Origin of the sequence: uncultured Roseobacter sp., from assembly GCF_947492555.1 — a bacterium.
Taxonomy (GTDB): Bacteria; Pseudomonadota; Alphaproteobacteria; order Rhodobacterales; family Rhodobacteraceae; genus Roseobacter.
Genome location: NZ_CANLNE010000001.1, coordinates 1189072 through 1209414, shown reverse-complemented (window position 1 = coordinate 1209414; position 20343 = coordinate 1189072). Strand labels below are relative to the sequence as shown.

The window sequence follows — 20343 nt, the reverse complement described above, 5'->3', positions numbered from 1 at the left end:
TTCCGAAAGATTTTTCAGGCCGCGCGGTAAAAGAGATAGCGGTCCGGATCAATGGTGTCCGGTCCGGTAATCTGCTCGAACCCGGTGAGCGGTTGTTGGCTAACGATCAGCCCGCCGGGCACCATCAATGGCGCGATGAACGGCGACAGGCGCGCGCCTTCCTCTACGTCTTTTTCCTTGACCCCATGACCAAAATCGTAGTGGGCAAGAGCGATCTTGGTGGTCGCGTCGGCGAGACGGGTCAACGCATCTTCTGCTTCGCCCATCACAAAGCAATCTGCGGGCGGAATGCAGGACGGGTGAGGTTGCAAAACCCGGTCGATCACCCAAATCCGGCGGTCCGGCAGGCGTTCGCGCAGGTGATCATAGGTGCGCCCGTTCCCAAGACCCAATTCGAGCACATCCCCGTCAACTTGGGCAATCTGGGACGCGGCCCAATCGAGCCCGTCGATCTGCGCAGAAAGTCTGCGGCGCATGGATTCCAGCCGGCTCATGGTGCCTCCTTCAGGGATTGGGTCAAGGGTTTGCTTACCGCGCCGCCCGCCAGCAATTCGCTGAGAAAGACCCGGGAAAAGGACCAGATGTCCGGCGTGTGGACAAGGTGATGGGTAAGGTATCCGAGGGGTTCTGTCGCATCTTCCGCGCCTTGCCTCCGGGCCTCTAGGTGCTGAACAGTTTGGGCAATGATGTTGTCAGGGCTGACCAGATCGCGGGTGCCGCGCCAGTTAATCGGATCAATGTGAGTGTTGACCTGAAGCAGCCCCGGAACCGGATATTGATTCACGCGCGGCGTGAAGGTGGAAACCACCTTGTAAGAGGCCTGCAAAAGCAGCGGCAATACATCGGGATGCAGCCGATTCCACGGTGCAACGAGGGCAGGCACAAGGCGCTCGCCAAAGAGGTCCCTCAGGCGGGACAGCCCGTGCGTCAGTTGTTCGGAGGTATGCGCATAAACCTGCCCAAACTCGGCTTTCTTCTGGCCTTCTGGTGCGCGGTTCTCATGGGCCCAACCATGCACAGTGGGTACCAGAAGAGGCTGTTGGGTTATGCAGTCCGCTAAGGCCTGTTGCGCGAAGGCCGGGATAACGGCCAGATGGACCGGCATGTCGAGGTCCGTTGCCAGCTGAGACAGCTCATCAAGCGCAGGTGTCGTGTCGACGGCGTCATCGTCCCGCCACCAGATGGGCAGGACCCTGTTCTCGGCGCGCCACAGCGCCAGTTCCGCGCGCAGGGGGGACCAGTCAACCTGCATGGTGTTTGTTCGCCAGTTCTTGCACGATGCGTACCGAATTTTGCGCACCGTCGAGGCCTGTGGCACGTGCCGCGCGCTGTGGCGCGCTGATCGCCTGTTGTACCCGTTCCAAAAGCATCTGACCGTTGAGCGCAGCGCTGGTCAGCACCTCTATGCCAGGCAGGCGCTCAAGAGCCGCGGCGCGCAGGCTCTGTTCGGTCTCGTCACCGGCATCGAAGGGCACCAGCACGGCGGGCGTTTGTGTTTGCAGCAGGTCAAGCGCGGTGTTGTATCCGGCCATGGAAACGGAGACTGCTGCATGGTGTAGCATCTGCCGGAAATCCGGACGTGCAGGTTCGAGCATGGCGTTCGGCGGTGCATCCTGGCGGAGTGCGACAATTCGGTCAGCGGCCGTGTTGCCCCCGATCAGCAGTCGCCAGCGTCGGCCTGAATCCTGTTGTGCCGCTTGCAGTGCGGCGTCAAAGACATTGCTGCCTACGTTCCCACCACCGGCGCTGACCAGGACTTCGCCTGTGCCTGCTCCATCCGGATGCGGTGGCGCGGGCGGGGGGGCGACAAATCCTGTGTAATGAAGATACGGGGCCAGCGTTTTTGTGACAGGCCAACTGACCTCCAGCGGAGTCACATCGGCATCGGAATGCACAAGAACCGCATCATAGAAGCGGGTGATGGTATCCTCCGTCATTGCGGCCTTGGCCGGTTTGGAGGGCGGCGCAAGGATATCCCGCACGGAGGCACAGATCAGCGGTCGCCGCGGTAGTGAAATGGCTGTCTCCACAGCTCCCAGAAACTCCGTGCGCAACACACGCCTGCCAAAGGGGAAAAGCTCTGTGATCACCACATCCGGTGCAATGGATTGGAGGGTGTCGCGCAGGCGCGTTGCGCGCCTCTGCATCAGATCTTCGCGGGCCTCACCCCCATCGGCATCAAGCAATCTGGTGAAATTTACGCCATCAGACTGCAGGGGGGGCAGTTGCACGAGCCGGATGCCGGCACTATCAAGTTGCTGCGCCGGCATGCCGCCTGACAGGACGGTCGCCTCATGCCCCGCCATCGAAAACGCACGCGCGAGCGTCAGTGCCCGCGCAAGATGTCCGGTGCCCAGCAGATGCGTCACGAGGATCACAACCTTCATGTCTGGCGTACCTCCAGCCTGACAGGGGTAGGTGCCGCGTGCCAGTCTCCGCCTTCAATCGTGAGGATGTAGAGCCGGTTGCGCTTGATCTGGAACGGAGCGGGGCCGTCGAAATCCCATCCCGTCGCCTGCGCCATGAGCACGCGCATGATCCCGATGTGGCAAACGGCGAGACTGTCTCGTTGCAACCCGTCGATCCATGGTCGCAGGCGCGCGCGCAAATCCGCAGGGCTCTCTCCGCCCGGCGGGCGGTACGCCCAGCCCCAGTCCTCGATGTCGCGGTATCCGCTGTCCGGGTCCGCACGCAGATCGATACCTTTCAGACCTTCCCATTCGCCCCAGTCCATTTCCGTCAGTGCCGGGTCTGTTCGGGGCGCTCTGCCAGCAAGCAATTCGGCTGTGTGCCGCGCGCGGATCAGTGGGCTGGACCAGAGGTCGGCCGACAGCCACGGGGCGGGAAGGGTCAGGGCGGCCAGGTCTGCCTCGGCCTCCGCATCAAGTGCGATATCCGTGCGGCCCTGAATACGCCCGGCGCGGTTCCATGATGTGCGCCCGTGGCGCAAGAGAGCCAGTTGGATCATGCCACCGCCTCCGCAATCGCGTCGCAGAGGGTACGGCTGGCCGTTGGCAGCAAGTGATGTTCGCCTGTGTAGTCCCTGGCGCGATCGCCAGCAGTGAGGCGCGCGCATTCATCGCTCAGCAGCGCGTCGATTTTCGTGGCGAGCGCTTCGGGACCGTCTTCGGGGGCGGGGTAGCTGTCCGGTGCAAGCACATCACAGACGCCCGGGCGACGCTGCGCCACGACGGGTAAGCCGGCGGCCTGCGCTTCCAGAAAGGTCATGCCGAAGGCTTCGTTCACGCCGGGCCAGAACAGCAGGCTTGAGGAGGCATAAACGTCCTGCAACGATGCCTGATCCAATGACCCACGCAACTCGACCCGCGCCCCAAAGGGGTGCATCATTGAGGCAACCGCATCGAGCGCTGGCCCGTCCCCGGCGACAACAAGTTTCCAGTCTGGTGTTTTCAGCACATGCAGCGCGTCTGCAATCAGTTGATAGGACGCGAACTTGTCCCCGTGGCGCAGCATCCCGACACTTAGCATCGAACCGTTTCGCGGGCCCAGTGGCGGCAATTCGGTTCGGGCCAGAAAAGGACGCAGATGGATGATCTTCTGCTTCTGGGGCGCATAGGCCAGCAAGGATTCCCCATCGCGGTGGGTCAGGTGAAAAATGGCGTGCGCCGCGTCGCTCGCAGCCTCTGCCGCCTGCGCGAAGGCTGCCCATGGACCCTTCAGCCTCTTGCGCGCGCGCGTGGCCTCGATCTGGAAATAAGGAATGTTCAGGGCTGCCGCGACGGTGGGGCCCAGCAAATCGGGAACCTTGTAATAGCTGTGGTAGGTGACCCAGATGCGCCAGTTGGCATACCGTCCTTGCGTGATCAGGCGGGCGATTTCCACCTCTGCCTGTGCAAAAAGCCGCGCCTGAACATCCGTGTCTCCGGCCTTGTCGCGGGTCTGCAGGGTCGAAACCAGTTCCCAAGAAAGCCCCCCGTGATCCAGTGCCATGAGAAGCGCGCGCGCCATGGTCCTGTCCCCAGAGGGCACCGGATGAAACGGCGGCTTCATCGGGGCATAGAAGGCGACCGTGCTCATTTCGTTGGCCCCATCATCGCGCGCAGGCGGCGGGACAGTTGTGTGATCCCCGGGGCCATGCGGAACTCCGTGATCAGACGGGTGTAGGCGGCATCCGCCATATGCGCCGCGGCGGCGGGATCGTTTGCAAGTGTTTCGATGGCGTGGGAAAGGCTGGCGGGGGCATCATCGCTCAGCACGCCATGCACGCCGGTGTCGATGAATTCCGGAATGGCCGAAACCGGCGTGGAAAGGATGGCAAGCTTCTGGCTGGCGGCCTCCATCAGCACATTGGGCAGGCCGTCGCGGTCGCCATCCTCGGCAACCCGGCTTGGCAGGACAAAGAGATCGGCAGCACGCATCGTCTCGATCACTTCGGGTTGGTCGCAAGGGCCGCGCCACGTGATCCTCTCGGCCACGCCCTTGGCCTGCGCCATGACCTTCAGGTCTTTTCCCAGCGCGCCGCCGCCGATATGGGTCCAATGCCAGTCGATGGTGTGGGGCAGGAGCGCCAAGGCCTCGATCAGGCGGTCAAAACCCTTCTTTTCAACCAGCCGACCAACGGACATCAGATGCAAGGGTGCCATTGGGTTCCGCATGTCCCGTTCAGGCGGTGCCGGGAACCGCGCCAGATCAAGCCCGTGGTAGACCAGATCTACCCGGTCGGGCCGATCTGCCAGGGATTGCAGATGCGCTGCGCCAAACCCGGTGCAGGTCGCCCCGAAGGTGGCCCCATGACTGTCGGGGTGCAGCTTTTCGCGGAGTTCCCATTCCGGCGAGGTCCAGATGTCCTTGGCATGTGCCGAAAAGGACCAGGGCAGCCCGCGCAGGATGGCCGTGTAGCGTGCAACCGAAGAGGGGGTGTGCAGGAAGTGCGCGTAGAGGCCCAGGCTGCCCGGCGGCAGTTCCCGTGCGAGAACGCAGGCTTGTCCAAAGCGGCGCAGGCGGTTTGGTGTCCGGTCACGAGCATAATCTGCGCGGAAGACCCGCCATGCAGCCGCAAACCCCGGACGGTGCAACGCGCTCAGAACACCGCGCAAAACCCGCAGCGGTTCGTCCTTGAGGTATTCCGGCAGGTAGTGCACCCGGGCGCGCAACCGGTCATGCAGTGGATGTGTCTTGGGGTCTGTAGGGTGTCGCAGCGACCAGATCTCGAAGTCGATCCCGGCTTCTTCGAGCGCCACAAGCTCCTGTGCAATGAAGGTTTCAGACAGCCGTGGCCACCCTTTTAACACTACCGCCAACCGGCCCCGCCTTGGTGTCATTTCTCGGCCATCAGAGCGGCTGCGCGGGCCACGACCACATCCAGCCCGTCCAACAATCCATTGGCCCCGGCTTGTGACGGTTTCTTCTGCGTTGGCAACGCGCGGATGAAATCGACCATCGTTTGCGGGGTCATGCCGTCCCGGTCCTCGTCCAACATGCGCACAAGACCCAGCTCCTCGGCGCGCGATGCGCGGATCCACTGTTCCAGACGGGGAATGGTACGCGGCACGATGACTGCGCGTTTGTCAAAGGACAACACCTCGCAGAAGGTGTTGTACCCGCCCATGCAGACGACACCCTCGGCCCCGGCGAAAAGCGACTCGATACGCGATTCAAAGCCGACGGCGGTCACGCGACCGTCAAGTTTGGCGACCCGCGCTTCGAAGCCTTCGCGGGTTTCACCGGACAGAAATGGCCCGTACACAAGCACGGCATTGGGTCGCAGAGTTGGATCAAGCTCGTAGGCTTCCAGAACCAGATCAACCATCGCCTGTCCGTCACCGCCACCACCTGGGGTGATCAGCACGTAGGGCGTATCCGGCGTTTCAGCGACATCCGTGACCTCGCGGCGCAGGTACCCGGTCCAATGAATCCGCGCGCGGGTTTCCTGCGATAGGGGCAAGCCTTGCGTCGGGTCGTAGATGGAGCGGGGGCCGTAGACCCAGATCTGGTCATAGAACCGCTCCGTTGCGATCGTCGCTCCTTTGCGCTCCCATTCCGCGGCCAGAACCGTGGGTTCATCCAATACGTCACGCAGCCCAAGCACGCAGCGCGTTGTTCCGCGATCAGACAGCCATTCAAGGGTGGGCAGCAGCTCGCCGCGAAACCCTGTGGGTTCCTTATCGACGATCAGCAGGTCGGGCTCGTATTGCTCCACCGCCGTCTGGATCAGCCCGGACCGCAGGCTGGTGGTCTGGTCGATGTCCAGCCCGAGCGTCTGGCTGATATATGTGCCATCAGGCAGTTTTGTGACGCCGGGCAGGCGCACGTGGTCGACCTTCTCGGGAAAGGTAAAGCGTCCGGCAACGGGTGATCCCGTGAGGATGATGGCGGAGGCATTGGGGTTATAGGCGGTAAGGGCAGAGGCCAACGCGCGCGATCGCCGCAGATGGCCGAGGCCAAAGGTGTCGTGACTGTAGAGCATCACCCGTTGGGGGGGCTCCTGCTCCGCACCTTCAGGCTTGGGCGCGGAGTCGTCACCCGTACCCATGGCGTTCAGGACATTCATGTGGCGCACCCTTGCGGAACACGCCACATCAGCGCGCCGTTTAGAAGGGTGGGTGCCTGCGTGTCACCGGCCGCGGTGAACAGAGGGAGTGTCAGCCGCATCGGCCAGTCCTTGCGTCTTTGCTGGGGCGTTGCCCACGGTCTTTCCCTCTTTGGCATAAAAGTTATTCAGGTGCAAAACACGACTGATCGCCAGAGTTTGCGATGATGTGCAATTGCAATGGTCCTTCGCCTCCCCTACCGTTCATTCCCAATTGTTAACGTTTCGGGCCGTTTTTATGCGCGTTTCAGATTTCCTGTCCTTGGTTTGCTGTTTTTTGCTGGCAACAGTGCTCTTTATCGCTCCGCTGCATGCGCAGGGTGTCGGATCCTTGTTCAGCGGCGGTTCTGACGCGGCTGCCGAAAGCGGCGACCAGATATCGGAAATCATGAAGCAGGCAGCCGAGAATGGGGTCGGCGTGGTGGTCATAGACAGCGATGGGCAGGTCCTGACAACACCCACACCTGAGGCGGTGCCGGATGCCGAAAGCTCCGAGGGCTCCAACCTGATGAAAGCGCAGGATGCGCTTGTTGATTTCCGCGCAGCACTGGTAGAGCGGGTGCTCGACCTGCCGAATGCCTTTAACGAAGTGCTCTATATCCTGCGCGCCACCAGCCCGGATGGCACGATCTGGGCCTTTACCAAGGCGTTGCTGGTCTCTCTTTTGCTGTTCGCCATCGGGATGGTGTTTGAAAGCCAGGTCTATGGCAAGCGGATCGTGAAGAACTTCGTGGTCTCCCGCATTCGTGAAAAGCCGGTGGGGTATTCGGAAAAGATGCCCTTCCTCGTTTTCCGCTTTTTCATGGGCGTGATAGGCATTCTTATCTCCATGCTGGTCGCCTATATCCTTGGCGCGCTCATCTTTGGCCCGCTCGAAGACAAGGCGATGCAGTTCACCGTCAGCGTGATCAACACCGGGTACTTTGTCTGTCGTCTGGTGGCGAACCTCTGGCGTATGGTCCTGTCGCCCTACCTGGAGCAATACCGCATTCCGGTGATGTCCACCCGGGATGCCAAGCGCCTCTATTTCTGGCTGTGGGTGCTGGCGACGGTGGATGTCACCGCGATCCTCTTCGGCGTCTGGATCGGTGAGCTGGGGCTGAACTACGACGTTTACGCCTTCCTGTCCTCGGTGATGTCGGCGGTGGTCGTGCTGCTCAACATCCTCATGGTCCTGGTCAACCGCCAGGCCATTTCCAAGGCCATGCGCAACGGCACACCGGTGGGCGAGTTGAGCTGGACCATCAAACTGCTCACCACGATCTGGGCACCTGTGGTGGTCTTCTACGTGATCTTCGCGTGGTTCGAACTGACCTATGATCTGGTGCTGGGCAACCCCTCGTCGATCCCGCTGATCGGCGGGGCGTATATGATCCTGATGTCGATCATCGTGGTCTACGGCGTCATCAACTACATGATTGAGCGCAGTTTTCAGCGCGCCCGCGCCCTGCGGGAGTTGAACGAGGCGCAGGCAGAAGACAATCTGACGCCTGAGGAGACCGCGGAACTGGCGGAGGAAGCGCGCCAACTGCGCCCGCGCCACGCACTGAGCTCCTTCGAGGCGTTGGCGCGACGGGTCGCGGGTATTCTGGCCTTTGTCGCGGGTGTCTACGCGTTCTTCTACATCTGGGACAACAATTCCGCCGAGATGGTCGAGAGCGCCGCGACGCAGCTGCTCGACATCATGGTGATCATCTTCATCGGGTACATTGTCTATCACGCGTTCCGCATCTGGATCGACAACAAGATCCTTGAGGAGCAGGGTGATGTGAGCGAGGAGGACCTGGGCGGCGATGGCGGTGGCACAGGTGCCAGCCGGTTGGCGACATTGCTGCCCCTCTTTCGCAATTTCATCCTGATTGTTGTTCTGGTGACCATTGGGCTGATCATCCTGCTGGAAATGGGCGTCAATGTCGGCCCGCTCTTTGCGGGGGCCGGTGTGGTGGGCGTCGCCGTTGGTTTTGGCTCTCAGGCGCTGGTGCGGGATATCTTCTCGGGCGGGTTCTTCCTGTTCGACGATGCCTTCCGCAAGGGCGAATACCTCGACATCGGCGGGGTGAAGGGCACGGTGGAAAAGATCTCTGTGCGGTCCTTCCAGCTGCGCCATCACCTGGGCGCGCTGCACACCATTCCCTTTGGTGAAATACAGGTGATGACCAACTATTCGCGCGACTGGGTGATCATGAAACTGCCGCTGCGTGTGACCTATGACACAGATGTGGAGAAGGTGCGCAAGCTGATCAAGAAACTGGGTGTTGAATTGCTGGACGATCCGGTGATCGGTGAGAATTTCATCCAGCCGCTGAAATCGCAGGGCGTGATCGAGATGCAGGATTCCGCGATGATCATCCGCGTGAAATTCATGACCAAGCCGGGCGACCAGTGGTTGGTGCGCAAGAAGGTCTACGAAGAAATCCGCGCGCTCTTCGAGCGTGAGGGGGTCAAGTTCGCACATAAGGAAGTGACAGTGCGTCTGGCCGACGGCAAGGTCGAAGAGCTCTCTGAGGAAGACAAGAAGGCCGTCACCGCAGCAGCGCAGGCGCAGATCGAAGAAGAGCTGCTTGATGGCGACGACGGCGGGGACGACAGGTAGCACCGTGGCGCCGGTATAGATCACCAATCTGCGTTGCGGCCCCTTTCTTGGCAATGAAGAGCGTCATCAGGGACGTTGTTTTAGTTTGCCTGCGATGGCGTCGGGTGCTGCGCGTATGCACACACACAAACCGGACCGTCCAACCTGTCCCGGCCAGTTATCGATCTGGGCGCGGGCCTTTTCCATGCTGCGGGTATGTTGCACCAGCGCCCGACCACCTGAGGTCAGCGTGTAACCGTCGGATCTATGCAGGAAGAGCCGCCGCCCGAGACCGGCCTCAAAGGCCTTCACCCGGCGGCCGAGGGTTGCTGCGCTGACGCCCAGGGTCTCGGCAGCGCGGGCAATGGCAGAGAAATAGGCGAGATCTTTCCAGTCAGGTCCGGTTTTCATGTGTGCAAGTCCACCTCCGGTTTCGGAGGCTGATGGGCCGTAGGGCCGCAGATTAGCTATGAGGCAGTCTTGCAAGGAGATCCCTCATGATGCCCGCCCCAACGCCTGCACGGGTCATATACTAAGCTCACGGCATATCAAAAGGAACGTGCAGGCTCTACAGAATTGGACGTCGAGTTGCGTCAGCGCAAAGGCGGCGCACGCCCTGTTGTTTCTGGTGTCCGCCGTCCGCTGGCAGCGCTGTGCCGCATTAGTCTGCGTGTACCATTGGCAAGGGCGCGCTTGGCTCGGTGATCCGGCGTGAGATGGTTGCGCCTGATCCACACTGACAGCATATCCTGACCGCCTTTCCGTCCGGTTCTGACGGGCTCGCGCAGGCATATGATGTCTGTCGCAAAAGCCGGGCTGTTAGGAAGCCGACCGCCGCAAACCGTCAAACCAGCGCCGGGTCTTTTCGTCCGCGGGAAGCAGGGTTTCGATGCGCAGATCGTCCAGTGTTGCGTCCATGCTCATCCCGATGGTTGCAATAAGCGAAAACAGGCGCAGTTCTGCGCCGTCGATCAGAAACTCCACAGTAACAACAGGCGCGGGGTGTTCTCGCGGCTGGTCCGCAATGGCATCCGCTACGCCGGGCAGTGATTTCAGCTGATCCAGAAGCCGCCTGCCATCCATATCATGGGGGCGGCGGGTAACCTCCAGATCGACCAACCGAAACAGGGCCTGCGTTACCTCTGCCCAGTTGGTGATGGTATCGCGCAGCAGGCCCGGAGACATGATCTCCAGCAGCAGATTGGCTTGTCCGGTTCCTCCCGCGCGCGCAAAGAAGATCTCAGCACTCTTGTTCGCCTTTTGCAGGTTCCAGATGCGATCAATTGCAACGGCGGGAAATGGGTCGTGCCCTGCCAGGACGTGATCAATGGAAGCGTGCACCGCAGCCCGGACATCCGCATTCCAGGTGGCATCTGCGGCCTGGGGCGCAAACCCTGCGGACACCAGCATCACATCATGTTCAGCTGCGGGCATTTGCAGGGCTTCACAGATCTGGCGCACGGCATAGCGGCTGGGCTGCGATCTGCCGGTCTCCAGAAAGCTGATGTGCCGCTGCGACAGACCCGCATCCAGGGCGAGGTCAAGCTGGCTGAGGCGTCGCCTGTTGCGCCACGACCTGAGCAAGGATCCGAAAGCGCCCTGAGGTCTGTTTATCGTGATGTCCATGCCCCGTTATCGCATCCAAAAATCCGTCGATCCATTACATTCGAGGTAATTGAGACCGCGCGCCATCGATGGGAGCCATGTCAGCGAATTTCAGTTTTTGAAGGATACGTCATGACCCATTCGGCAACCGCGCGCCTGTTCCTGAAACTCAACAGCCAGTATTCGGCGCTTTGCGGTCTTGCCTTGCTGGCCGCTGCTGGCGCTTTGTCGCCATTGATTTTTACGCAGCCGCCAGACTGGGCACCAATTGGCCTTCGTGTTTTGGGTGTCGGGCTGCTCGGTTTCGCAGCGCTCCTCTTTTTGTTGGCGAAGAACCGATTTGTCAGCAGGCGATCGGTGAACGAGATCGTCCTACTGGACGTGCTGTGGGTGATTGCCAGCGTCGTCATCATCGCCTTCTTCGGCCCGTTGCTGACGACGGCCGGCATTTCCCTGATCACCGTTGTCGCCATGGCCGTCGCATTTTTTGCAACTGCGCAATTTGCGGGAGCGGCAAAAATCGTGAAACCAATCCCTGTCGCGGATGTCAGGTCAAAGAACGGAACCCTCATCGCGACGGTCAGACGGGAGGTGAAGGCGCCAACCGAAACCGTCTGGGACGTTATGACCGATCATCCTGGCTATGCTGACGTCGCCGACAATATCACCAAGGTCGAGGTGTTATCTGGCCAGGGGATGGGCATGAAGCGACGCTGTCACGGTCCAAAAGGCGAGAGTTGGGAGGAGACATGCGATCTTTTCGTGCCGGGACGTGCCTTTGGATTTCGCATCCACACCGAGGTCGAAGACTATCCCTATCCCATATCGGAGTTATCCGGCAAATGGCTGGTCAAACCGGTCCGGGACGGATCGGAATTCAGCATCGAGATCATTGCAAAGCCAAAGGGCAACATCCTGACCAGATGGCTGTTTACCCTGATCGCCAGACAACAATTCAAGACCGTTCTGATTGATCTGGCGGACGCCTGGGCGTCGCGCATGGAGCGTGAGGCGCAGGGATAGTTTCGACATCCGAGACCCAAGTCGGGCGTCATCCCGGCTTTGCGCATCCGCGTAGCGCCGGACGCCACGCGGCTAAATCGTTCCGGTTTCTTGGCAGTGCGTGCTTGCAAAGTGGCCAAATCTCGCCTTGAAGCTTGAGCGTGGCTGGAGGTTGGTTTGAAACACGAGATTAAATTTGCGCGATTATCCGAGGTCGACCCGCAAGAAATTGCGGCGCATATGTCTGACCGGCGGGTTGCGGAACACATGCCGTTGCTGACCTCTACGTGGGATGCCAAGGCTGCGCGTGAGTTCATTGCCAACAAGGAAGCGTATTGGGCGCGGGATGGACTTGGGCATTGGGCCTTCCTGTCCGGCAACCGGTACGTTGGGTGGGGCGGCTTTCAGAAAGAGGGTGATGAATGGGACTACGGTCTGGTCTTGAAACCGGACGCCTTTGGGCTGGGGCTGCCCATCTCAAGAAGGGCGATGACCTTCGCCACTGCGGATGAGCGCATCCCTTTCGTGACCTTTCTGTTGCCTCCGTCTCGCGAACACCTCGGCGGGCTTCATCGACTGGGGGCCGTTTTCGTTGGCGAGATCGAATATGACGGTGAGCCATTTCGCAAGTACCGCCTGGAGACGTCCTGACCGTCATTGCAGACGCCGGACACAGGATCTTGGTGCGCTACGTTGCGACCTCCGCACGCGGTCGGCTGAACAGCAGCACGGCGCAGGCGAGCAGAGCAACGCCGGATGCGAGGCGCACGACGGTTTGAAAATCATAAGCTTGTGCCACAAGACCGACCACCGGGCCGGCCAGCAAACCGCTGACCATGAGCGTGTTCCAATAGAGTGCTGTAGCGCCGGCGGGGCGATCCTTGGCAAAGGACTGCACGTAGCTGATGCCAAGGCTGGCGTAGAATCCGTAGTAGAGGCCTTCCAGCGCCGCGCCGGCCAGCATCTGCGGCAGGGATTGCACCGAGGCCAGCAACTGGATCGTCACCACGGCGAGACAGGCGGTGGCCAAGAGCGCGCGGCGTATGCCGAACCGGGCGATGATCATCGGCGTGCAGAAGATCGCGATGACTTCGACAAATGTTTTGACGCTGAACGCGACACCGGGCGCGTAGCCCGGCAAGCCGACTTCCTGTACATAAAAAATCGGCAGTGCGGAGAATGTCAGCGAATGCGCCGATGACAAGCAAAAGATAAATATCGCTGCCAGCCAGAGACGGCGCGATGCGCCTATGACGCTGCCCGCCTCTTGCTGTTTGGGCTTTGCTTCTGCCGTGATGTCGCGCGGCAGCGTCAACCACCAAAGGGCGATCCAGATCATCGACGTGCCGAGAGTAGCGACAAACACTGCCTCGGTAGTGATAAGATCCGCGATGAGGAAGGTCGCGGCCGGGCCCAGCATCCAGGCGGTGGAGGAAGTCGCGCGCATATAGGCGTTGAAGCGACTGCGCTCGATGTGGCGCCGCTCTGCAAGGCTGCCGCCGAGGCTGAACATCGTCGAGACCGCGCTTGAGCTGATGCCAAATCCGATAACGCCAAAGGTCAGGACCGTCCAAAGCGCGGGGGAGACAGCAAGCGCGGAAGATGCCACCGCATATCCCAGGGCCGCCAGACCGACCAGCGGAAAGACCCGGTCACCGCGATCAATGCGGTGGGCGAATTGTCTGTTGGCAGTCAGCGTCAGACTGATCGCGAGGACAGAATAGACACTGATGATCCAGGGTTCGTACCCCAGGCCTTCGACCAGAAAGAAGCCCATGAAGGGTATGATCATCGCACTGCACAGCGTGCCGCAGAACAGCAGGGTCAGAAATGTAAGAAGCGCTGTGTATTTGGCATTCAACATGATCAAAGACCGCTCGTGCAGGGACCTGCTCTACCTCACCGACCAACGCGGAGAGCGCAACGACAGAATGAGGCCGAAACGCAAAAACTCGGCCACTGCTTCAGCTTCGGGCTGAAGAACCTACGTCCAAGGTTGGGTAAAGCTTCAGCTTTTGTAAGGATCGAGCGAGGCGCGCAGCCCGTCGCCAAGAAAGTTGAACGCCAGCACCACAAAGATGATCGGCAGCATCGGGATCGCCGTCCAAGGGTAGATTTCGATGGAGGCGAGGTTCTGGGCATCGTTCAGCATCACGCCCCAGCTGACCGCCGGTGCGCGGAGACCAAGGCCAAGAAAGCTGAGTGCGGTCTCGCCGAGGATCATGGCGGGGATCGACAGCGTCGCTGAGGCGATGAGGTGCGACATGAAGTTGGGCAGCAGGTGGCGCCGGATCACCCGGCCCGGCTTGGCCCCCATCATCTCAGCAGCGCGGACATATTCCTCCTCTCTCAGCGAGAGGAATTTACTTCGAACAGCCCGCGCGAGCCCCGGCCAGTCAAGGATACCGAGGATGATCGAGATGATGAAGAAGACGGCGACCGGCCCCCAATTCGAGGGCACAGCAGCGGAAAGGGCGAGCCAGAGCGGCAGTTCCGGCAGCGAGCGTAGGATTTCAATGGCGCGGTTGATGATCCAGTCGGTCTTGCCGCCGAAGTACCCGGCGATGGAGCCAAAGAAGATGCCCAAAGCAAAGGAAACCGTGATGCCGATCAGGCCCACAGTCAGCGACAGTTGCGCGCCGTAGAGAATGCGGCTGAACACATCGCGGCCCAGCCGGTCGGAGCCCCAGAGAAAGACGGTGGCGCCTTCGGGGGCGCAGAAGAGATGGGTATCAGACGGGATGAACCCAAAAAGGTTGTAGCGATCGCCTTCGCAGAAGAACTGCAGCGGCATTGGCCGCGTCGTGTCGGTCTCGTAGGTCCAGCGGTAGTTGACCAGATCGGCGGTCGCCGTGGTCGGGTAGACATAGGGCCCGATGAAGTCGCCCTCGTGCCAGAAGTTGATGGATTGCGGCGGCGCATAGAGATACTCGGCGCTGCGTTCGTTCGGCGTGTAGGGCGCGATGAAGCCTGCGATGGGTAGCATCAGGTAGCTCAGCAGCAGGAAGATGCCTGAGATCAGGCCGAGGCGGTGCCGCTTGAACTTGCGCCAGACAAGCACCCAGTTTGGCGCGTCCATGTCTGAGCGCTCAAGCGCCGAAAGGTCCTGGTCGTCGGACCAGGGCGCCTCGTCCACATAGCGGCCATCGGGCAGTTTCTTCATGAGCCGCGCGCCCCGTAGCGGATGCGCGGATCAAGCAGGACCAGCAGAAGGTCAGAGATCATGGTGCCGATCAGCGTGAGCAGGGCCACGAACATCAGCACGAAGCCTGCGAGGAACTGGTCCTGCGACTTGAGGGCTGTGAGCAGCGAGGGACCGATGGTCTGCAGGCCCAACACCACGGAGACCAGCACCGAGCCCGAGACCATCGCGGGCAGCAGATTGCCAATGTCGGCCACGAAGGGGTTGAAAGCCATGCGCAGCGGGTATTTGGCCAGCAGTTTCGAGGGGCCGAGACCCTTGGCCTTGGCGGTCTCCACGTAGGGCTTCGACAACTCATCGAGCATATTGGCGCGCAGACGCTGCATCATCGCCGCTGCCCCCGAGGTGCCGATCACGAAGGTCGGCACGATCAGATGCACGAGGATGGATCTGACTTTCTCCCAGGACATCGGCGCGCCCTCGAATTCGGGCGCCATCAGCCCGCCGATGGGCAGATCGAAATACTTGTTGCCATAGTAAAACAGCATCAGCGCGAGCAGGAAGTTCGGCGTGGCCAGCCCAAGATAGCCGACAAAGGCGGCGGTGTAATCGACCCAGGTTTCGGACTTGGCGGCGGCGATCACGCCAAGGGGCAGGGCGACCATATAGACAAAGAGCACGGCGGCGAGGTTCACCAGCACCGTCAGCCAGAGCGCGTCGCCGACGACTTCGCTGACGGGACGGTCGAACTCGAAAGACCAGCCGAAATTGCCCTGGATCAGCCCGTACCAGCCCTGTGGTCCCGGCGCCATGCCGACCCAGATCAGGTATTGCTCCCAGATTGGACGGTCGAGTGCGTATTCGGTGCGCAGGAACTCGGCCTTGGCCACCCCTTCGGCCTGACCTGTGGCGCGCAGTTCGGCAATCTGGTTGGAGAGATAGTCACCGGGGGGCAGGTTGATGATCACGAAGATCAGGATCGAGACCACCCAGAGGGTGAGCAGCATCGTGATGAACCGATAGATGGCATAGCGCAGAAACATCATTGGATGAGCTGCTGGAACGGTTCGTCGTAATAGAATTCATCCACCCGGTGGATACCAAAATGAGCGCCGGGGTCCCAGGCCCATTTCGCCTGTTCGGGCACGTTGCGCAGCCGGTTCGAGACCACAATCGGTTGCGGGGCTTCGGCCAGAATGCCGATGCCGAACTGGTTTTCCGCGTGAATGGCCAGCATCTCTCGCCAGATGCGTGCCCGCGCGTCGGTGTCTTCGGTGTGGTCCCAATCCCAGCTCAGCTGCATCAGCCGTTCCGCTGCGGGCATGTCCGGCGCCTCGCCGACCTCGCCGCCGGTCTGGTAGTATTGGCCCCATTTCGGCCAGGCAAAGAACTCCTGATGCGTCGGCGCGAGGTATTCCGGCGGCGTATAGGTCTGCGGCAGCCCGTTGTCCCAACCGAACCAGACCGCGGACATGCTGAGGCCGGAATAGACCCGGTTGCGCAGAATATCCCGATCCAGCGGGCGCATCACCAGCTTGATCCCGATCTCGCGCCAGGTGTCGGTGACGATGGCGAGAGCGTTCTCGACCTCCTGCCGTTCCCCTGCCGTCTCGATCACGAATTCCATCGGGCGTCCGTCGGGCAGCTTGCGGATCCCGTCAGGCGTGCGCTCGGTCAGGCCCATCTCATCCAAAAGCGCATTGGATTTGGCCGGATAATAAATCGACCATTTGAAGAGGTTTGCCGGATCGAAAAACGGGCTTTTGGCCAGCGCGGTCATGCCGCCCTCCTTGGCCAGCCCGAAGTACAGCGCCCGGTTGATCATGCGGCGGTCGATGCCCATCGACAGCGCCCGGCGGAAGCGCACATCGCGGATCACCTCACGCCAGACCGGGTCGGCGAAATTGAGGTTGGGGTAGATGGCGATCTGGTTCGCCGCCCCATTGGCCCAGAGCAATGTGCGATAGCCCGCGCCATCCGTCTCGCCCTTCTTCAGGATCGAGATATCCGGGAAATCGAGGCCGCGTGCCTGCAGATCGACCTCGCCAGCATTGGCCTTGGCGGCGATCAATCCGCCGCCGACGATCGTCATCTCCACCACGTCGATGTAGGGCAGTTGCAGCCCCCGCGAATCCACGCGGTGATAGTAGGGGTTGCGCACAAAGACATGGCGGCTCGACTTGGTGCCGGAGGCATTCATCCAGGGCTGCAGTGTCGGCAGGTCCGGATTATCGAATTTGAACATGTTGTCGCGGTCATTGTGCAGCGGGGCCCAGGCCCTCACCCGCGCCTTTTTGATCTTTCTTCTCAGGGTCTTGGCGTCGGTGAATTCCGCATGAAACTGCTTGAGATAATGCGCGGGGCGGTAAATGAAAAACGGGCTGGCCTGGGCCAGAAGCTGGAGGAATTGCGGGTTCGGCGTGGGCCATTCGATCACCACCGTATGGGCGTCGGGGAAACTCATCTCCGCCAGCACCCCATCGACGATCAGGTTTTGCGGCGGGCCCGCGGGGCTGAGCTCCTCGTTCAGCGCCACGTGTTTCCAGTAGTATTCGAAATCGGCGGAGGTGAAGGGGTGACCATCGGACCAGCGATGGCCTTTGCGCAGGTGCAGGGTGAACTTGCGTCCTTCCTCGACCTCAATATCGCGCAGGATGTCGGGGTAAAGCTCGTAGTTCTGGTCGTAGCCCATCAAACGGGCGTAGCCGTAGACAACCATCTGACGCACGTCCTTAGAGCGGGACACCAGCGTGCGCAATGTGCCGCCATGTTCGCCAAAGCTGCGCCCCTTTGCCTCCAGATCAACGACAAGCGGTTCTGTCGGCATGCGCTGGGTCACCGGTGGCAGGATGCCGTTTTTCACTTCGCTTTGCCAAAAGCTGCTTTCGACCATGATTGGTTGTTCCGCCCGCGCAGTAAGAGCAAGAAGGGTCAGCAGGAGAATGGCAAAGGCTCTAGACATGGCAGCGTACCTTGTGACCGGGTTCCAGTTCCGTCAACGCAGGCGCGGCGACCCCTTCAAACCGGAAGGCTTCGGGCCAGCTTGACGGTTTGCCAGCACCCTGCGACACCAGCCCGAGGTCGATGGGCCGGTTCACATCCGGCTCGGGTTGTGCCGCGATCAGTGCGCAGGTGTAGGGATGGCGCGGGTTGTAAAAGAGCGTGTCGGGTGGCGCCTGCTCAACGATCACGCCCTGGCGCATCACGGCCACCTCGTCGGCGATACGGGCGACCACCGCCAGATCGTGACTGATGAAGAGATAGCTTAGCCCCACACGGTCGCGTATGTCCTCAAGCAGGCAGAGAATCTGTTCCTGCACCGAGACGTCCAGCGCCGATGTGGGCTCGTCGCAGACAAGCAGAACCGGATCGAGCGTCAGCGCGCGGGCAATCGACAGCCGCTGACGCTGCCCGCCGGAGAAGGCATGCGGATAGCGGCTGAGCATGGACGCATCGAGTCCGACCCAGCGCAACATCTCTGCGGCTTTCTCGCGGCGTTCGGCGCGGGTGCCCAACTGGTGGATTTCCATGGGTTCGGTCAGGGCCTGTTGCACCCGCATACGCGGCGACAGCGATGAATAGGGGTCCTGGAACACCATCTGCGCCTGGCGCTGAAAATGGATACGTTCTAGCTGCGACATCGCGTTGATTTTCACCTGATCCGCATCTTTGGTCGGGCGGAACAGGACCTCGCCACCGGGGTCGGGCAGCTCTGCGCCCAATGCGATCCGCGCACAGGTGGTTTTGCCGGACCCGCTCTCCCCCACAACGGCCAGCGTTTTACCGCGTTGCAGTGAAAGGTTCACCTCGTGACAGGCAGTTATGGTCACCGGTTTGCGCCAGCCGCCCGCCCGCATGGTGTAGGTCTTCGAGACATTGCGCAGATCGAGAATGAGATCGTCGCTCGTTTCCGCCCGGGCGGGTGCTGCCACCTCGGGGATCATGGGCGCTGCGGCAAAAAGTTTCTTGGTGTAGCCATGCGCGGGGGATCCCAGCACGGCAGGCGCCGGGCCGCGTTCCATCACCCGGCCCTTGTTCATGACCACAACGGTCTCTGCCATGTTGGCCACCACACCCAGATCATGGGTGACCAGGATCACCGCCATGCCGGTTTCCTGCTGCAACTCCTTGATCAGCCCCAAGACCTGCGCTTGCGTGGTCACGTCCAGCGCCGTCGTGGGTTCATCCGCGATCAGCAGTTCCGGCTTGGCCACCATCGCCATGGCGATCATCGCGCGCTGCCGCATGCCGCCTGACATCTCAAACGGATAGGAGCGCCAGACCCGCGTGGGATCGGGGAAACCAACCCGTTCGAATGTGTCCAGAACCGTCTTTTTCGCCTCGCCGGGGCGCATGTCCCGGTGCAGCCGCAACACTTCGCCGACCTGATCCCCCAGACGGTGCAGCGGCGATAGCGACCGCATCGGTTCCTGAAAGATCATCGAGATTTGATTGCCGCGGATCGAGCGCATGGTGCGGCGCGACTCGGTCAGCAGGTTGCAGGTCTTGCCACCGGCGCTGTAGTTGATGACACCGCTGCGGATTTGTGCCGCCTGGGGCAGGATGCGCAGAACGGACCGGCAGGTGATCGTCTTGCCAGACCCGCTTTCGCCCACAAGCGCCAGTGTCTCGCCGGGCATCACCTGAAAGCTGACGTCGCGCACAACCGCATCCGCCGACCCGAAGCCGATGCTCAGATCGCGCACATCCAGCAGGGGCGTTACCACGTCCTTGTCTCTTCCTTGTTACGCATTCGTCCCTAAAACCCGTCGTCCAGTTCAGTCAGTCAACGCGATTTCCCGCCTCGCGTCCAGCACACAGATGTTTGAGTGCCTTTCTACTACCAATTTTGATGGAAAAGAGGCATTTGAACATGACATTTCTGCAAAGGGAGACCTCATGAGCCGCCTCGACCTCTTCATCGACCGTATGGTGTCGCAACGCGCCTGCCTGAACCACGCCGCCGCGTTGACGCAACACATGGCGGGGCCGGTTTACGAGTTGGGGTTGGGCAATGGGCGGACGTATCATCACATGTGCAGCATCCTGCCTGCGCAGGATATCTATGTGTTCGAACGGGCGGTGGCCTCTCACCCGGACAGCACGCCGCCGGATGCGCAGGTTTTTCTGGGCGATGTCTTTGACACGCTGCCCCAAGCGCTCGCGCGGTTTGGTCCAACCGCGCGTCTGATCCACGCCGATCTGGGGGGGCACAATGCGGAGAAGAACGATACATTCGCGCGCAAGCTCTCCCCTGTTGTCGCGCCGCTGCTGGCCCCCGACGGGTTGATGGTATCCAGCGACCGGATGTATTTCGATGACCTGCAGGAGATTGCCTTGCCACCGGATGCGGTGCCGGGACGGTGTTTCATCTATCAAAGGTGAGCCGCAAGGGGCCTTGCGCTTCGCCGGTTTCTGCGAAACCCTGACGCCGACGCGCGGCATGAGGGTCCTGTGCCGCGCCCTCCCTTC

At 61.1% G+C, this 20343-nt stretch carries 18 protein-coding genes; 4 read left to right on the top strand and 14 right to left on the bottom strand.

From position 1 onward, the window contains the following. Nucleotides 1–14: 14 nt before the first annotated feature. The 7 genes from Q1A07_RS05860 to Q1A07_RS05830 are packed head-to-tail and all read right to left on the bottom strand — an operon-like array spanning nucleotide 15 to nucleotide 6493. Nucleotides 15–494 (bottom strand): class I SAM-dependent methyltransferase, encoded by a 480-nt coding sequence (locus tag Q1A07_RS05860; RefSeq protein WP_299778638.1) that lies wholly within the window; start codon nucleotides 492–494, stop codon nucleotides 15–17. Continuing rightward, nucleotides 491–1252 (bottom strand): polysaccharide deacetylase family protein, encoded by a 762-nt coding sequence (locus Q1A07_RS05855; RefSeq protein ID WP_299778637.1) that lies wholly within the window; start codon nucleotides 1250–1252, stop codon nucleotides 491–493. The genes Q1A07_RS05860 and Q1A07_RS05855 overlap by 4 nt, the downstream gene beginning before the upstream one ends. After that, the gene (locus Q1A07_RS05850) at nucleotides 1242–2387 is read right to left on the bottom strand and encodes a glycosyltransferase (protein WP_299778635.1); all 1146 of its coding nucleotides are present in this window, start codon (nucleotides 2385–2387) and stop codon (nucleotides 1242–1244) included. The genes Q1A07_RS05855 and Q1A07_RS05850 overlap by 11 nt, the downstream gene beginning before the upstream one ends. Continuing rightward, entirely contained in the window at nucleotides 2384–2968 is a 585-nt protein-coding gene (locus Q1A07_RS05845) for a histidine phosphatase family protein (protein ID WP_299778633.1), read from the bottom strand. Before Q1A07_RS05845 ends, Q1A07_RS05850 begins: the two co-directional genes overlap by 4 nt. Continuing rightward, the gene (locus tag Q1A07_RS05840) at nucleotides 2965–4038 is read right to left on the bottom strand and encodes a glycosyltransferase family 4 protein (protein ID WP_299778631.1); all 1074 of its coding nucleotides are present in this window, start codon (nucleotides 4036–4038) and stop codon (nucleotides 2965–2967) included. Before Q1A07_RS05840 ends, Q1A07_RS05845 begins: the two co-directional genes overlap by 4 nt. Beyond that, nucleotides 4035–5282 carry a glycosyltransferase family 4 protein gene (locus Q1A07_RS05835; protein ID WP_299778629.1) on the bottom strand — a complete coding sequence of 416 codons (1248 nt, stop codon included), beginning with the start codon at nucleotides 5280–5282 and terminating at the stop codon, nucleotides 4035–4037. Before Q1A07_RS05835 ends, Q1A07_RS05840 begins: the two co-directional genes overlap by 4 nt. Then, nucleotides 5279–6493: a glycosyltransferase gene (locus tag Q1A07_RS05830; RefSeq protein WP_299779200.1), complete on the bottom strand. Its 1215-nt coding sequence runs from the start codon at nucleotides 6491–6493 to the stop codon at nucleotides 5279–5281. The genes Q1A07_RS05835 and Q1A07_RS05830 overlap by 4 nt, the downstream gene beginning before the upstream one ends. Before the next feature lie 346 nt (nucleotides 6494–6839). Here Q1A07_RS05830 and Q1A07_RS05825 point away from each other — a divergent pair, with 346 nt between their 5' ends. Then, complete coding sequence (locus Q1A07_RS05825) at nucleotides 6840–9143, top strand: mechanosensitive ion channel family protein (RefSeq protein WP_366944026.1); 2304 nt, start codon at nucleotides 6840–6842, stop codon at nucleotides 9141–9143. A 66-nt stretch (nucleotides 9144–9209) separates the two neighbouring features. Here Q1A07_RS05825 and Q1A07_RS05820 read toward each other — a convergent pair whose 3' ends face one another. Continuing rightward, nucleotides 9210–9533, bottom strand: coding sequence for a LysR family transcriptional regulator (locus Q1A07_RS05820; protein WP_299778625.1), 324 nt, complete (start codon nucleotides 9531–9533; stop codon nucleotides 9210–9212). Between the two features lie 408 nt (nucleotides 9534–9941). Further along, nucleotides 9942–10748, bottom strand: a complete 807-nt coding sequence (locus Q1A07_RS05815; RefSeq protein ID WP_299778623.1) for a helix-turn-helix domain-containing protein — start codon at nucleotides 10746–10748, stop codon at nucleotides 9942–9944. A gap of 111 nt (nucleotides 10749–10859) precedes the next feature. Between Q1A07_RS05815 and Q1A07_RS05810 the strand changes: the two genes are divergently transcribed. Both Q1A07_RS05810 and Q1A07_RS05805 read left to right on the top strand, forming a co-directional pair. Continuing rightward, nucleotides 10860–11750 carry an SRPBCC family protein gene (locus Q1A07_RS05810; protein ID WP_299778621.1) on the top strand — a complete coding sequence of 297 codons (891 nt, stop codon included), beginning with the start codon at nucleotides 10860–10862 and terminating at the stop codon, nucleotides 11748–11750. A gap of 156 nt (nucleotides 11751–11906) precedes the next feature. Then, on the top strand, nucleotides 11907–12380 hold the full coding sequence (locus tag Q1A07_RS05805; protein WP_299778619.1) for a GNAT family N-acetyltransferase: 474 nt from the start codon (nucleotides 11907–11909) through the stop codon (nucleotides 12378–12380). Nucleotides 12381–12417: 37 nt separating this feature from the next. Here Q1A07_RS05805 and Q1A07_RS05800 read toward each other — a convergent pair whose 3' ends face one another. From Q1A07_RS05800 to Q1A07_RS05780, 5 genes are all read right to left on the bottom strand, one after another. Next, on the bottom strand, nucleotides 12418–13593 hold the full coding sequence (locus Q1A07_RS05800; protein ID WP_299778617.1) for an MFS transporter: 1176 nt from the start codon (nucleotides 13591–13593) through the stop codon (nucleotides 12418–12420). 144 nt (nucleotides 13594–13737) lie between these two features. Continuing rightward, nucleotides 13738–14892, bottom strand: coding sequence for an ABC transporter permease (locus Q1A07_RS05795; protein WP_299778615.1), 1155 nt, complete (start codon nucleotides 14890–14892; stop codon nucleotides 13738–13740). Beyond that, nucleotides 14889–15917 (bottom strand): ABC transporter permease, encoded by a 1029-nt coding sequence (locus Q1A07_RS05790; RefSeq protein WP_299778613.1) that lies wholly within the window; start codon nucleotides 15915–15917, stop codon nucleotides 14889–14891. Before Q1A07_RS05790 ends, Q1A07_RS05795 begins: the two co-directional genes overlap by 4 nt. Next, entirely contained in the window at nucleotides 15914–17833 is a 1920-nt protein-coding gene (locus Q1A07_RS05785) for an ABC transporter substrate-binding protein (RefSeq protein WP_299778611.1), read from the bottom strand. Before Q1A07_RS05785 ends, Q1A07_RS05790 begins: the two co-directional genes overlap by 4 nt. Beyond that, complete coding sequence (locus tag Q1A07_RS05780; protein WP_299778609.1) at nucleotides 17826–19598, bottom strand: ABC transporter ATP-binding protein; 1773 nt, start codon at nucleotides 19596–19598, stop codon at nucleotides 17826–17828. The genes Q1A07_RS05785 and Q1A07_RS05780 overlap by 8 nt, the downstream gene beginning before the upstream one ends. A 172-nt stretch (nucleotides 19599–19770) precedes the next feature. Here Q1A07_RS05780 and Q1A07_RS05775 point away from each other — a divergent pair, with 172 nt between their 5' ends. Beyond that, nucleotides 19771–20256 (top strand): class I SAM-dependent methyltransferase, encoded by a 486-nt coding sequence (locus Q1A07_RS05775; protein WP_299778607.1) that lies wholly within the window; start codon nucleotides 19771–19773, stop codon nucleotides 20254–20256. Nucleotides 20257–20343 lie beyond the last annotated feature (87 nt).